11 protein-coding genes are annotated in these 14,215 nt (G+C 59.4%); 2 read left to right on the top strand and 9 right to left on the bottom strand.

Annotated elements, in window-relative coordinates:
* Positions 1 to 146: 146 nt before the first annotated feature.
* From ACIOU6_RS12680 to iolC, 9 genes are all read right to left on the bottom strand, one after another.
* Positions 147 to 1,199 (bottom strand): Gfo/Idh/MocA family protein, encoded by a 1,053-nt coding sequence (locus ACIOU6_RS12680; RefSeq protein ID WP_401136642.1) that lies wholly within the window; start codon positions 1,197 to 1,199, stop codon positions 147 to 149.
* A 160-nt stretch (positions 1,200 to 1,359) separates the two neighbouring features.
* Positions 1,360 to 2,220, bottom strand: a complete 861-nt coding sequence (locus tag ACIOU6_RS12675) for a sugar phosphate isomerase/epimerase family protein (RefSeq protein WP_221729525.1) — start codon at positions 2,218 to 2,220, stop codon at positions 1,360 to 1,362.
* Positions 2,221 to 2,350: 130 nt separating this feature from the next.
* The gene (locus ACIOU6_RS12670; RefSeq protein ID WP_221729524.1) at positions 2,351 to 3,376 is read right to left on the bottom strand and encodes a Gfo/Idh/MocA family protein; all 1,026 of its coding nucleotides are present in this window, start codon (positions 3,374 to 3,376) and stop codon (positions 2,351 to 2,353) included.
* A 42-nt stretch (positions 3,377 to 3,418) separates the two neighbouring features.
* Positions 3,419 to 5,350, bottom strand: coding sequence for a 3D-(3,5/4)-trihydroxycyclohexane-1,2-dione acylhydrolase (decyclizing) (gene iolD / locus ACIOU6_RS12665; protein WP_401136639.1), 1,932 nt, complete (start codon positions 5,348 to 5,350; stop codon positions 3,419 to 3,421).
* An 80-nt stretch (positions 5,351 to 5,430) separates the two neighbouring features.
* The gene (locus ACIOU6_RS12660) at positions 5,431 to 6,252 is read right to left on the bottom strand and encodes a TIM barrel protein (protein WP_401136637.1); all 822 of its coding nucleotides are present in this window, start codon (positions 6,250 to 6,252) and stop codon (positions 5,431 to 5,433) included.
* Positions 6,253 to 6,277: 25 nt separating this feature from the next.
* Positions 6,278 to 7,780 carry a CoA-acylating methylmalonate-semialdehyde dehydrogenase gene (locus tag ACIOU6_RS12655; RefSeq protein WP_221729521.1) on the bottom strand — a complete coding sequence of 501 codons (1,503 nt, stop codon included), beginning with the start codon at positions 7,778 to 7,780 and terminating at the stop codon, positions 6,278 to 6,280.
* 44 nt (positions 7,781 to 7,824) lie between these two features.
* Positions 7,825 to 8,634 (bottom strand): 5-deoxy-glucuronate isomerase, encoded by an 810-nt coding sequence (gene iolB, locus ACIOU6_RS12650; protein ID WP_401136634.1) that lies wholly within the window; start codon positions 8,632 to 8,634, stop codon positions 7,825 to 7,827.
* Positions 8,634 to 9,524 (bottom strand): myo-inosose-2 dehydratase, encoded by an 891-nt coding sequence (iolE, locus tag ACIOU6_RS12645; protein WP_221729519.1) that lies wholly within the window; start codon positions 9,522 to 9,524, stop codon positions 8,634 to 8,636. The genes iolB and iolE overlap by 1 nt, the downstream gene beginning before the upstream one ends.
* Before the next feature lie 166 nt (positions 9,525 to 9,690).
* Entirely contained in the window at positions 9,691 to 11,628 is a 1,938-nt protein-coding gene (iolC, locus tag ACIOU6_RS12640; protein WP_401136631.1) for a 5-dehydro-2-deoxygluconokinase, read from the bottom strand.
* A 309-nt stretch (positions 11,629 to 11,937) separates the two neighbouring features.
* On the opposite strand from iolC, the gene ACIOU6_RS12635 reads away from it, so the two are divergent.
* The gene (locus ACIOU6_RS12635) at positions 11,938 to 12,858 is read left to right on the top strand and encodes a MurR/RpiR family transcriptional regulator (RefSeq protein WP_221729517.1); all 921 of its coding nucleotides are present in this window, start codon (positions 11,938 to 11,940) and stop codon (positions 12,856 to 12,858) included.
* A 160-nt stretch (positions 12,859 to 13,018) separates the two neighbouring features.
* Positions 13,019 to 14,134: a Gfo/Idh/MocA family protein gene (locus ACIOU6_RS12630; protein WP_401136628.1), complete on the top strand. Its 1,116-nt coding sequence runs from the start codon at positions 13,019 to 13,021 to the stop codon at positions 14,132 to 14,134.
* The last annotated feature ends 81 nt before the right edge of the window (positions 14,135 to 14,215 follow it).

Raw genomic sequence — 14,215 nt, 5'->3', positions numbered from 1 at the left:
TCTCCACATTCTTGTTGGTTTTATGGATGAGGCGTGACGATTTCAGTAAGCAGGCAAGCGGGAAAAGGGTTTAAACAGGTGGCGAGGCAGGTCGCTGAAAACGACTTTATTGGAAAATAATTTCCATATCAACTCATTTTAGAATTTTATTCTGATTTGATTCCATAGCTCTCGAACAGGCTCAATTCCACCACTTGATGCCGCTCGGCGCTCAGTCGCGCAGCGTCCAGCACGCGGGTGGTCGCCAGTGCATCACGGGCGTCCACAGGCAGTGGGCCACCGCTCTGCAACGCGGTTTGTAGCTGTAAATAGAACTGATTCCAGCAACCGCGCTCGGAGGGCACCCGTTCGCGCACCTCGCCCTGTTCGAACCAGCCCCAGCGGCGATGTTCTTCCACACCCCAGCGCTCACCTTCGGATTTCGGCGAGAGCCCGGCGAGTGCCGAGGCTTCTTGCCCGTCCAGACCATCGACGCTGTAACAACCGTGGGTGCCGGTCACCCGAAAGCGCGGGCCGGGGGTGTTTTGCAGGCAACTGCCGCCCAGGTGTGAGGTCACGCCACTGACATGGGTCAGGGCCATAAAGAAGCCGTTATCGAAGACCTGGCCTTTTTCCAGGTAATCCAGTTCGGCGTAGACCCGTGTCACCGGACCAAACAACAGCAACGCCTGATCAACCAGATGGCTGCCCAAGTCGCGAAGAAAACCACCACCACTGCCGTTGTCCACTGCCAGTGGTGAGTAACGTTCGATCCGCGATTGGAAACGGGTGACTTGGCCCAACGCACCGGATTCGATGAGTTTGCGCACGGTCAGGAAGTCCGAGTCCCAGCGACGGTTCTGATAGACGCTGAGCGGTACGCCTTGGCGCTCGGCCATGGTGATCAGGGTTTGCGCTTGCTGCGCATCAGCGGCAAACGGTTTGTCGCTGACCACCGCCACTCCGTGTTCGATGCCATCAAGCACCAACGCCGGACGGCCCTTGAGCGGCGTGGACACCACCAGCACATCGATCCCGGCCTCCACCAGTTGGCCGATGCTGTCGAACGCTGGCACCCCTGGGTGCTCGGCCGCCAGCAACTGTCGGCGTTCCGGTGAACGGGTGACCACACCCACGAACGTCGCCGCCGGCAAACTGCTGATCAGCGGAGCATGGAAAAACCGGCCGCCATGGCCGTAACCGACAAGTCCAATCCGCATGTGTGCATTCCTTCTTATTGTTATGTAACCGCTCACTGGACACACACCGTCCTTGTGGGAGCGGGCTTGCTCGCGAAGACGGCGGACCAGTCAAAATTGATGTTGGCTGATACATCGCTTTCGCGAGCAAGCCCGCTCCCACTGGGGGTTGTGGGGACCGTCAATGGCAGAGTTCGCTTTTGACGCGCTCGAGCATCATCCGGTTGGATTCATCCGGCCGGTCTTCCCAGGCAAATACCGAAACCGTGGCAATGCCGTCGAACTGAATCTCGCGCAAGGTGCCGAAAAACGCGTCCCAATCGACTTCACCCTGACCGATGTCCAGATGCTGGTGCACGGTGGCGACGACACCCGGCGGATTGACGATGTAGCGCAACCCGGAAGACGCCTTGTGGTTGTAAGTGTCGGCGATGATCAGGTGGCTCAACTTCGACCCGGCATACTTGAGCATCGAGGCGATATCGCCTTTGCCATCGTCATAGAAAAAGGTGTGCGGCGCCGCGTAAAGGTAGTTGATCCACTCGCGATCCAGACCGCGAATGATGTCCACCGATTCATTGTTACGCTCGCAAAAATCATAAGGATGGGCCTGGATATCAAGCTTGATACCTTCGCGTTCGAACGCTGGGATCAGCTCGTCCATGGAACGCATGAACTGGTTCTCGCAGACCAGCGGGTTGTCTGACTGGCCGGTGAACTCGGTGTTGACCAGCTCGCAGTCCATCTCCACGGCAATCTGAATCGCCCGTTTCCAGTTGCGAACGGCGGCAACACGCAGGCCTTCGTCGGCAGCAGCCCAGTGGTACATCGGTAACAAGGAAGAGAGCTTGACCCCGGTGTCGCTCAGGGCTTTGCGAAATGCCTTGATCCGCGCCTTGTCGACGCGCGGGGCTTTGTAGAACGGCAGGAAATCTTCCCGGGGCGAGAGTTCGATGTGTTCGTACCCGAGCTCGGCGACCTTATCGACCATCTTGCCCAGGGACAGGGTGCGGTACATGTAGGGGTCCAGTGCGATGCGCATGTTCTTGTTCTCCTTCATCAATACCTGAGCCGTAACACTCCCCTGTGGGGGCGAGCTGATCTGACAGTCACATAGATGTTGAATGTGCCGCCGTCATCGCGAGCAAGCTCGCTCCCACAGGCGATCATCGTTAGCCGTAGAAATGTGGGCGGTCTGGCAGACCGACTTTGACGATCGCCCCGCTGTTCTGCGCTTCGATGCACGCGTCTGCGGCGACGGCAGCGGCGAAACCATCCCACGCTGACGGGCCACCCACCTGCCCGGCCCGCACGCTATCGATGAATGCCTGCAACTCAACGTCATACGCAGCGATAAACCGATCCTTCCAGTCCATCAGAATCGCGTTGGACAACTTCGCCCCGCTGCGCAACTGCACCTGGGACGGCTCGGGCAACTTGGCGATGCCGGTCTCCCCCACCACTTCGCACTGGATGTCGTAGCCGTATTGGCAGTTGACGAACACTTCCACGTCGATGCGTGTGCCCTTGGCGGTTTCCAGCAGCACGATCTGCGGGTCTTTCAAATGCGCGAGCGCCTTGCTGCTCTTGCGCGGGAACACCACTTGCACCGACACGTAATCGTCATCGAGCAACCAGCGCAACACGTCCAGTTCATGGATCAGGGTGTCGGTGATCGCCATGTCAGTCTTGTAGTTTTCACCCACGCTCGGGTTGCGATGCGCGCAGTGCAACATCAAGGGCTCACCAATCTGACCGCTGTCGATCACGGCTTTGAGTGCCCGATAACCTTCGTCATAGGGGCGCATGAAACCGACCTGCACCAGGCGTTTACCGTGGGCCACTTCGGCCTCGACGATGTTGCGGCAACCTTCCGCGGTGACCGCCAGCGGCTTCTCGCAGAACACCGGTTTACCCGCCGCAATCGCCGCCAGCACGAACGCTTCATGGCTCGGACCCCAAGAGGTGACGAGGATTGCTTCGACCTCCGGTGCCTTGATCAACGCATGGCCGTCGGGATAGACCTCAGCGGTCAGCTTCAAGTCGGAAACGACCTTCGCGGCTTGCTGCAAGTTGATGTCGGTTACAGCAACGACCTGGCTATTGAGCAGGGTCTGGCTGCAACGACGGATATGGTCCTGGCCGATCGCCCCGGTACCGATGACGCCGATCCGCAGTGAATGAGAGAGCAATGACATGAAGATTCTCCTGTAAAAATTTGTTGTGGGTATCAGGGGCAATCAGTACTGACGGGCCTTGGCCAGTCGTTCATTCAGGGTCTTGGCCACCGCATCGGTGCGGGCGCTGGTGGAGACTTGCGCCACGCCGACCCGCCACCACGACAGGTATTTGTGAATCATGGTTTTGGGTAGAACCTTGATATCGATCAGCGTTGACACCGTCTGCAAACGCGCATCGGCCAATGCGGTTCGCAGCTCATCGACCGTGCTCACCTTGTAGGTCTTGCAACCATAAGCCGCCGCGCTCATGGCGAAATCCACCGGCACGAAACCGCCGTCGAGCTTGCCGGTTTGCGGGTTGCGGAACCGGAATTCAGTGCCGAAGCTGTCCATGCCGTGTTCCATCTGCAGGTTGTTGATGCAACCGAAGGTCATGTTGTCGAGCAACACCACGTTGATCTTGCGGCGCTCCTGGATTGAGGTCGCCAGTTCGGAATGCAGCATCATGTAAGAGCCGTCGCCAACCAGCGCGTAGACCTCGCGCTCAGGCTCGGCAAGTTTCACGCCCAGTGCGGCATTGACCTCGTAACCCATGCAGGAATAGCCGTACTCGACGTGATAAGTGTTCACGCCCTTGCTGCGCCAACTGCGCTGCAAGTCACCGGGCAGGCTGCCGGCGGCGGCGACGATCACCGCGTCATCGGCCAGGGTTTCATTGAGTACGCCAAGCACACGACTCTGGGTCAGGCAGGAACCGGTCAGCTCGATGAATTCGCGCAGCACCGCCGGGTCCATGTGGTCGTTGATTTCCGGGATAAAGTCCTGGCTCTGGTATTCGACCTGATAGATACGGTCGACTTCCTCGTCCAGTTGCACCTTGGCCTGTCGCGGTTGATCGCCCCACGCAGAACGGTAATCGCCCAAGGCTTCAGCCAAGGCTTGCAGCCCGACTTTGGCATCCGCCACCAGTTGCACGCCGTCGAGTTTCAAAGCATCGCAGGGACTGATGTTGAGGTTCAGAAATTGCACATCCGGATGCTGAAACAGGGATTTCGAGGCGGTGGTGAAATCGCTGTAGCGGGTGCCGACACCGATGATCAGGTCCGCGTCTTTGGCCAGCAAGTTCGCCGCCAGACAGCCGGTTTCACCGATCCCGCCAACGTTCAGCGGGTGGCTGGACACCACCGCACTCTTGCCGGCCTGGGTTTCGGCGAAGGGAATGTCGAAGCGCTCGGCCAACGCCTGCAAGGCGCCATTGGCACCCGAGTATTTGACCCCACCACCGCAAATGATCAGCGGCTTGCGCTTGCCTTTGAACAGTGCCAGCGCGTCACCGAGCATCGCTTCAGTCGCCGGACGACGCTCGATGCGGTGCACGCGTTTTTGCAGGAAGTAATCGGGATAGTCGTAGGCCTCGGCCTGCACGTCTTGCGGCAAGGCCAGGGTCACTGCGCCGGTTTCGGCGGGGTCGGTGAGCACACGCATGGCGTGGATCGCCGCCGTCATGAGTTGTTCGGGGCGGTTGATGCGGTCCCAGTATTTGCTCACTGCCTTGAACGCATCGTTGGTGCTGACGCTCAGGTCGTGGAACTGCTCGATCTGTTGCAGCACCGGGTCCGGCTGGCGGCAGGCGTACACGTCGCCGGGCAACAGCAGCAAGGGAATACGGTTGGCGGTCGCGGTCGCGGCGGCGGTCAGCATGTTCGCCGCACCGGGGCCTACCGAAGAGGAGCAGGCGTAGATCTTGCGCCGCAGGTGCTGCTTGGCAAAACCGATGGCGGCGTGGGCCATGCCTTGCTCATTACGCCCCTGATGGACGATCAGGTCGCCACTGTCCTGCTCAAGAGCCTGGCCCAGGCCCAGTACGTTGCCGTGGCCGAAAATGGTAAAGACTCCGGCGACGAACTTGCTTTGAACCCCATCGACCTCGATGTACTGGTTATCGAGGAATTTCACCAGGGCCTGGGCCATGGTCAGTCTTGTCGTGGTCATGCTTGCACCTTCCTTTGAAGCTAAATCCGGTTGCGATCACTGCGGGATCGCCGCACCGCCGCTCCCACAGAGGATCTTCATTAGCCTTGAGATTTTTGCAGGTGGCTCATGCTCGCGCCGATTGCCTGCTGGATATCCGCCAGACCATGGACGCTGTCGGCAAAAGGTTCGAACGACAGGTAGCCGCTGTAACCACTGCTGAGCAAGGTGTCGATTTGCGCCGCGTTGCCAAGGATGTCGCCCTCGCCCACCAGCACCCGGTGGCCGTCGCGAATGGTCGCCAACGGCGCCTCTGCATCCTCGACACCGGAGATGTGCACCAGTCCGGTCAGCTCGGGAAAGAATTCATGTTCGCCGGCCAAGTAATGGTGAAAGGTGTCGTGCACCAGACGAAACACATCCAGCCCGCCGATGGCCTTGATCGCGTCCACCGCCGTACGCTTGCGACGCAGCGAGCACTCTTCGAAACCCAGCGGTTCAATGAAACCGAGGATGCCGTGTTCGCGCAGGATCGGCGCCAGTTCAGTCAACGCCGTGCGCAAACCTGAAGCACGTGCAGCCTCATTGCGCGGGTCAGCACGGTCGTTGAGCGGACACATGACCAACCCTTGAGCGCCGCAATCACGGGCATAAGCAGCCAGCTTCAAGGCCTGTGCACGGCGCTCGTCATTCCACACATCAAACGGATACAGCGCGTTGATCGACAGCACGGTAATGCCTTTGGCGGTGCATAACTCACGGACGCGCTCGGGGGCGGTGCCGTCTTCGATCTCGACGCCTTTAAGGTCGTTGCGAAGTTCGATGGCGTCGGCCTTGAGGGCCACCGCCAAGTCGATGAACGCCGGCAGGGACAAGCGTGGGGCGACCATACGGTTCAGGGCGAAACGCAGGGGTTTGCTCATTATTGTTGTTCTCCGCACAGGTGAATTAATTGGCCGTTGGCATGCTGAATTCCGGGCCCTTGGCGATACTGTCGGGCCAGCGCTGCATCACGCTTTTGTAGCGACTGTAGAAGCGAATGCCTTCTTCGCCGTAAGCATGGTGATCGCCGAACAGCGAGCGTTTCCAGCCGCCGAAAGAATGCCAGGCCATTGGCACTGGAATCGGCACATTGATGCCGACCATGCCGACCTTGATGGTGCGGGCGAAGGCTCGGGCAATGCCACCGTCGCGGGTGAAACAGGACACGCCGTTGCCGAATTCGTGGGCGTTGATCAACGCGACGGCGCTGGCGAAATCCGGCACCCGCACGATGCCCAGCACCGGGCCGAAAATTTCCTGTTGGTAGATGCTCATTTCCGTCGTGACGTTGTCGAACAGCGTCGCGCCGACGAAGAAACCGTTCTCGGCGCCCGGTACCTTGAAGTTTCGGCCGTCGACGATCAGTCGTGCGCCCTGAGTTACGCCTTCGTCGATAAAACCTTCGACTTTGGCCTTGTGCTCGGCGGTGACCAACGGTCCCATGTCGCTGTCGCCCTTCAGGCCGTTGCCGACTTTCAACTGATCGATACGCGGCAGCAGTTTGGCAATCAGTGGGTCGCCGACATCGCCCACCGCCACGGCAATCGAAATCGCCATGCAGCGCTCGCCGGCCGAGCCGTACGCCGCGCCGATCAGGGCATCTGCCGCTTGATCCAAGTCTGCGTCGGGCATGACGATCATGTGATTTTTCGCCCCGCCCAGTGCCTGCACACGCTTGCCCCGGGCGGTGGCTTGCTGGTGGATGTACTCGGCAATCGGCGTCGAGCCGACAAAGGAAATCGCCTCGATGTCCGGGTGTTGCAGCAACGCGTCCACCGCCGTCTTGTCGCCTTGGACCACGTTGAACACGCCGTCCGGCAAACCGGCTTCGCTCAACAGTCGGGCCATCAGCACGCTGGCGGACGGATCACGCTCGGACGGTTTGAGGATGAAGCAGTTACCGGTGATCAGCGCCAGCGGGATCATCCACAGCGGCACCATCACCGGGAAGTTGAATGGCGTGACGCCGGCACACACGCCCAGCGGCTGACGCAGGTTCCAGTTATCGATGCCGCCGCCGATGTTGTCGCTGAAATCTGTTTTCAGCAGGGTCGGCGCTCCACAGGCGTACTCGACGATCTCAATACCCCGGGTGACTTCGCCTTTGGCGTCCGAAAACACTTTGCCGTGTTCGCGGCTGATGATTTCTGCCAGTTCATCGTGATGCTGGTCGAGCAGCTCCTTGAACTTGAACATCACCCGCGAACGGCGCAGGGACGATTGTTCGGACCAGGCCGGGAAGGCTTTCAGGGCCGAGGCAACGGCTTCGTCTATGGTTTTCTGGCTGGCCAGCCCGACGCGCGCCTGGACGCTGCCGGTGGCCGGGTTGAAAACGTTGCTGAAGCGCTCACTGTTGCTGTCTTGCACTTGACCGTGGATGTAATGGCCGATGACCGGGGCGTCGCTCATTGATCGTGTTCTCCATGCAGAAGTTGGAATTCGGGCTTTTCAGTTCACAGATCAAGCAGCCAACGGTGCTGCGGATCGTTATGGAACTGCCAGACGCGTTTCGGGCCGGCCATCACATTCAGGTAATACGACTCGTAGCCGTACGGCACACTCACCGGGTGATAACCCTTGGGCACGACAACAAGGTCGCTGTTTTCCACGGCCATGGCCTGATCGATGCTGCGATCGTCGGTGTAGACCCGCTGGAACACGAAGCCCTGGGGCGGGTTGATCTGGTGGTAATAGGTTTCTTCAAGAAAACTCTGGTGCGGCAAATCGTCGGTGTCGTGCTTGTGCGGCGGGTAGCTGGACGAGTGACCCGACGGCGTACGCACTTCCACCACCAGCAGCGAATGGGCCGGTTCGGTGTCCGGCAGAATGTCGCAGACATAACGGGTATTGGCGCCTTTACCGCGCACGCTGCGCTTCATGGTGTCGGGTTTGATCAGCCGTGGGCCGAGGCCGCTGCTCGCGGAACCGGGGGCGGCGCATACCGCGATTTGTGCTTCGCTGAGCGCGACCACTTGCGCCTGACTGCCGGGTGGCAAATACGCGGCGAACGGGGATTTGTCTTCGAACACCGACTGACGATCGCCGAGGTTGTCCCAGTCGAACGCGCCCTGCCCCGGCGCTTCGCCCTTGATGCTGACCCGGCCGCTGAGCAGCACCAGGCACAGTTCTTTATCACCGGCAGACACTGGCAGGGTCTCGCCCAGACTCAAGCGGTACGCGGCGAAACCGACATACTCCAACTCATCTTTACCCAGCTCGACCATGGTCCGGCCACGGGCATTGCTTTTGACCAGCAGGCTCATCATGCAGTCCTCTCGTCGAGCAGCGTGCGCAGGGTGTCGTAGCCTTTTTTGGCGTAGACATAACTCGGCGCCACCGCAGGGTCCTGTTCGGCTTCGACCACCAGCCAGCCGTGGTAATCGGCGGCCAGCAGTACGTCGAGCAAGGCGCCGAAGTTGATATCGCCATCACCGGGCACCGTGAACGTGCCGTTGATGATGCAGTCCGGGAAACTCCACAGGTTGTTGCGCGCCAGTTGCACCACCGGTTTGCGCACGTCCTTGAAATGCACATGGCAGATGCGTTCGATGTGTTTGCCCAGCACCTTCAGGGGTTCGCCGCCCCCCATGTAGCAATGGCCCGAATCGAACAGCAAACCGACTTCACTGCCGGTCAGCGCCATCAACTTGTCGATGTCGGCCGGGGATTCAACGTAAGCGCCCATGTGATGGTGATAGGCCAGGCGAACGCCTTGGGACAGGGTGAAACGTGCCAGTTCCGTGAGCTTGTCGGCGTATTCCTGCCAGGCGTGTTCGGTGTGAAAACGCGGGCGTTCAACCAGCGGGATGCGTTGGCCTTGAATGGAGTCGGCGACTTCACCGTACACCAGCACCTTGGCGCCGTTTTTCGCCAACAGTTCGACATGGCTGCCGATGGCGTCGATTTCTTCGGCCACCGAACGGCGGGCCAGACGACTGGAATACCAGCCGGACACCAACGCCAGGTCGTAGGGACGCAGTACATCGCCGACACCCTTGGCGTCTTTGGGAAACTTGCCGTTGAGTTCGAAACCTTCGTAGCCAATTTCCTTGCCTTCGCTCAATGCGGTGCTCAGCGGCGTCTCGCCACCGAGGGACGGCAAGTCGTCGTTGCTCCAGGAGATCGGGTTGATGCCAATTCGAATAGCGGGCATGGCTGCACCTTTTATTGTTTTACCTAACCAGTAAGAGCGACACAAAACCCTGTGGGAGCGAGCTTGCTCGCGATGAGGGCAGCACATTCAACATAGATGTAACTGTCAGACCGCTATCGCGAGCAAGCTCGCTCCCACAGGTTCAGTGTTCACACATTGAAAATGATCAGCTTCGGGCCGTGCGCCAGGCATCGATCAGTTCGACAAACGTGTCCTGCACCTGGCGGATCAGCGCTTCATCGTCGATTTCACCCGCCATCCACGCGCGGCTCGGCTCTTGGAAAATCGTCCGGCCCACGGCGAAACCACGGCAAGTCTGGCTCTGGCTGGCCTGTTGAAACCCTTTGGCCAGGGCTGCTGTCGGCGCATTCAGCCCCAGCAACACCACGCCTCGGCAATACGGATCACGCGCCTGAATCAGTTCGTCGAGTTGCTTCCACTCCTCGGCGCTCTGCGCTTCGATTTTCCACCAGGCCGGATAAATACCCAGGTTGTAGAGCCGTTTGAGGGCGCGATACAACACGTCTGGATGGGGCGAGGGATGATCAGTGGGTGGGATGATTTCCAGCAGCAGTTCATGACCGCTGACCTGGGATGCCTGATACAAACCCTTGATCTGCGCTTCCTGTTCCAGTCGCAGCAACGGCTCGTCGTCGGGGTGGAATTGCACCAGGCACTTGATGATTTGCTCCTGCGGCCAGGCGATCAGGTTGCTGCCAATGGAGCGACCATGCTCGAAAGCCAATGGACGCGAACCTTGCACTTCCACCGGTCGCGCTACCCACCAGCCACGGCCAGTGGCAGCGTTCAGCGAGTCCTGGCCAAAGCGTTGATCGGCCAGCAACCCGACATCGGCCTCGATACCTTGCTTGTGCAAATCAGCTTCGACCCGCTCCACGGCTTTGATAAAGAGTTGCTTGAGTTCGCCAATCGCGCTCAGGTCGCGACCGCCCTTGTGCGCCAGTTCCACCAATTGCCCGCGATGGTCGAAAGCAAAAATGAACAGTTGCTTCCATTGTTTGCGCGGCACGCTGACCTGATGCAGGCGTTGCAACACCCCATCCTGATCCGGCCGGGTAATCGGCACCGGGCTGTTAAACAGATATTCGAGTTCGGCGCGGGTCGGCATGGCCGGGGCGCAAGCGTGGCGTGAAACCACGAGACCACCACAGGCATTGGCCAACTGACAGCAGCGCTCGTCGCTCGCATCCTCCAGCCAACCACTGAGCAAGCCCGACATAAAGGCGTCGCCGGCACCCAACACATTGAGCACCTCCACTCGCACGCCTGGATAAATGGCGCCGTCTTCGAGACGAACCGGGATCACGCCATGAATCACCGTGCAACCTTGCGGGCCGAGTTTGACCACCAACGTTGCAGCGCTCAGCCGGCGGACATTGCGTAACGCCGTGAGCAAATCCTCGGAGCCGCCAGCCATCAGAAACTCCTCTTCAGTGCCGACGATCAGGTCAAAACGCGGGAGGATTTTTTGCACGTGCTGACTGACGCTCTGATCGGCGACGAAGCGTGTTTCCCCGTCAGCCTTGCCGGCCAGCCCCCAGAGCACTGGGCGATAGTCGATGTCCAGCACCCGTTTGACGTTGTGTTTCTCGGCATGATCCAGCGCCTGGATGCTCGCCTTGTAGACGCCATCGGTGGAGAAGTGGGTGCCGGTAATCAGCAAGGCTTTGCTGGAAGCGATGAAGGCTTCGCTGATGTCTTCAGCCCGCAACGCCATGTCGGCGCAGTTTTCGCGGTAGAAGACCAATGGAAAGGTTTCGCGATCCTTGAGGCCCAGCAGGACCATGGCGGTCAGGCGCTCCGGATCGACTTTGATGCCACTGACGTCACAACCTTCGCGGGCCAGGGATTCCACCAGGAAGCGGCCCATATGGTCGTCTCCTACCCGGCTCAGCATCGCCGACTTGAGGCCCAATCGAGCCGTACCGAAAGCGATGTTGGCGGACGATCCGCCGAGGTATTTGGCGAAACTTGAAACATCTTCCAACCGCGCGCCGACTTGCTGCGCATAGAGGTCGACGCCAAGGCGCCCCAGGCAAATCAGATCCAACTGACGTCCACTGGCAAAACGAGTCTGGCCCATGCTGGCTCCTGTTATTTTTATCAGCCTGTGCTCAGGACGATGACCGCGCCGAACACTCTTGGTGGATGCAGACTAAAACGACCGGGACCGAACAATCAATAATTATTCCAAATAATTTTTACGTGGAATATTTTTTCTAACAGGCTCCGGTACAAGCGTTCCAGAGACCGTGCATCGTTTCAGCACGCTTCGCACGACTGCAAGCTCAAGATTTTGTTCTTGCCTACCCTGTAGACTGCGCACTGCAAACCTATTGCCAGGGGACGAAGTGAAAAATCGTCCCTATAAGAACAGCCTGAAGGATTCCCTATGTCCCGCACCGATCAGCCGGCTACGACCGAGAGCACGCCCGAGAGCGATCTCACCAGCCCCCCGATCAATGCCGAGCGTCTGCTGCAGCTGATCACCAATGAATACGACAGCCTTCCGCGCCAGCTCAAACGCATCGCCAGTTACATGAGCCAGCAAAGCGACCGGATCATGGTCGACCGCATCAGCGACATTGCCCGCGAGTGCGAAGTGCACCCGTCGGCCATCGTGCGGTTTTCCCAGCGTTTCGGCTTCAGCGGCTTCAGCGAAATGCAGGCGTTGTTCCGCGAGGCGTATACCCACAAAACCACGCCGGTGCAGAACTACCAGCAGCGTATTCGCAGCATGATCGCCAACAAATCGCAGAAAGCCAGCGGCGGCGACCTGGCGCGCGAGTGCATCAACGCAACCCTGTCGGGCATCGAACGACTGGGACTGGAGCTCGATGACCAGGCCTTCGACAAGGCCGTGGACATGGTGGTGAATGCGGACAACATCTACGTGGTCGGCGTGCGCCGTTCGTTCGCGGTAGCCGATTACCTGGTCTACAACCTGCAACACACCAACAAACGAATCCACCTGGTCTCGGGGCTCGGCGGCAGCTACCGCGAGCAAATGCGCAGCGTGCGCGCCAATGACCTGGTGATCGCTATCAGCTTCACGCCATACGGCAAGGAAACTCAGCATTGCCTGCGTATCGCCCAGCATCAACAGGCGAAAACCCTGATCATCACCGACAGCAATCTCTCGCCCTTGGCCAAGCGCGCCAACACCCTGCTGCTGGTCAACGAAGGCAGTTCATTTGCGTTCCGCTCATTGAGTGCGACCCTGTGCCTGTGCCAGGCGCTGTTTATCGCCGTGGCGTATCGACTGGAGTTGAAGGTCGATGATATTCACGAGCAGGTCGGGTTCGAAGACTGATCGAGACGTGGCGTTACGGCTGCGCACGTAACGCCCTCCCTACCCCATCGCTGGCAGCGCCTGCGCACTCACCTGTAAATATTTATTCCATTAATTGCCAATAAAGAATAATTATTCTATAAGCTGATTCTCTGAAAACAAGAATTTAGAGGATCCTGCCATGCGCGAACTCGGAATCGGACTGATCGGCACAGGTTTCATGGGCCGCGCCCATGCCTTGGCCTTTCGCAACGTCAGTGCGGCCTTCGAACTGCCCTTCACACTTCGCCTGGCCGCCCTGGCGGACGCCGATCACGTTCGTGCGCAAGCATGCGCCACTGCCTGGGGCTTTGAGCAGGCCTATGGCGATTGGCAGCCATTAATCGACGATCCCAAAGTAAACCTGATCGCCATCACCACGCCCAACCACCTGCACTACCCGATGGCCATGTCCGCTATTGCCGCTGGCAAGGCTGTGTACTGCGAAAAACCGCTGGCGGTTAACCTTGAACAAGCCAATGCCATGCACCTGGCGGCCAAGGATGCCGGCGTCGTCACCCGTGTCGGCTACAACTACCAGCACAACCCGATCATCGGGCTGGCCCGGGAGTTGATTCAGAGCGGCAAACTGGGCGAGATCATCAGTTTTCAAGGCGAATTCAGCGAAGACTTCATGGCCGATCCCGCGTCCCCCTGGTCATGGCGCTGTGAAGCCGAACATGCCGGTGGCGCATTAGCGGATCTGGGTAGCCACTTGCTGGGCATGGCGCGCTACCTGATGGGCAATGTCGAAGCGGTCTGCGCCGACTCCCAGACCGTGCACCGCCAGCGCCCCACCACCGCCGGTAGTCAGCAACAACGCACAATTGCCGTCGACGATCAGACGCATGCATTGCTGCGCTTCGTCAGCGGCGCGCGTGGAACCTTTAGCAGCAGTTGGCTCAAGCATGGCTACAAGAATCATCTGAGCTTCGAGATCAGTGGCACACACGGGACCCTGACGTTCGACCAGGAGCGCTTGAATGAATTACGCCTGTGCCGTGCAGGCCAGGACGGTTTCCAGCGTTTACTGGCCGGGCCGAACCTGCCCGGTTACGCAGCGTTCAGTCCGGCGCCGGGGCATCAGTTGGGTTACAACGAGTTGAAGACGCTGGAGGTTCATGAGCTGATCATGGCCCTGGCCGGCCAAGGACAAGCCGGCACTGATTTCGAACAAGCCCTGGAAGTCGAGCGACTGGCGACAGCCATTCGAATGGCGGCGCGGGAACAGCGCTGGGTCAATGTCGGCGAGGTCTGATGCGGACAAAGGTGGAAGCAGGACGCATGCCGGGCGCTGGATCGTGCAGAGATTTTGTCATCAGCGCCCTCAGCGCATACA

This window comes from Pseudomonas sp. NPDC087615 (genome assembly GCF_044743445.1).
In the GTDB taxonomy this organism is placed as follows: Bacteria; Pseudomonadota; Gammaproteobacteria; order Pseudomonadales; family Pseudomonadaceae; genus Aquipseudomonas; species Aquipseudomonas baetica_A.
This window is presented reverse-complemented; position numbering and strand designations above follow the sequence as displayed.